General features: G+C 64.1%; 2 pseudogenes. Both read left to right on the forward strand.

Annotated features, from left to right (window positions below):
• Positions 1–89 (forward strand): annotated as a pseudogene (locus AX685_RS23280) (50S ribosomal protein L10); the annotation flags it as partial.
• A gap of 69 nt (positions 90–158) precedes the next feature.
• Positions 159–295, forward strand: a pseudogene (locus tag AX685_RS19020) (50S ribosomal protein L7/L12); the annotation flags it as partial.

Genomic DNA, 295 nt, shown 5'->3' on the forward strand with positions numbered 1-295 from the left:
CCGCCACGAAGCTGGCGACCATCACCCAGGCCCCGGCCGCGCAGATCGCGCGCGTGCTGGCAGCTTATTCGGAGAAGGAAGCCGCCTGATTTCGGGCAGCATCCTGTTGATTTTTTGGAATTTGGGGCACCTGTCCCCGCTTGATAGGAAGTAAGATCATGGCAGACCTGAACGCGCTGGTTGACCAGCTGAGCGAACTGACCGTCCTCGAAGCCGCCGAGCTGTCGAAGCTGCTCGAAGAGAAGTGGGGCGTTTCGGCCGCTGCGGCGGTTGCGGCGGCTCCGGCCGCCGGTGG

Source organism: Sphingomonas sp. CCH9-F2 (genome assembly GCF_001556735.1).
GTDB classification, from domain to species: Bacteria; Pseudomonadota; Alphaproteobacteria; order Sphingomonadales; family Sphingomonadaceae; genus Sphingomonas; species Sphingomonas ginsenosidimutans.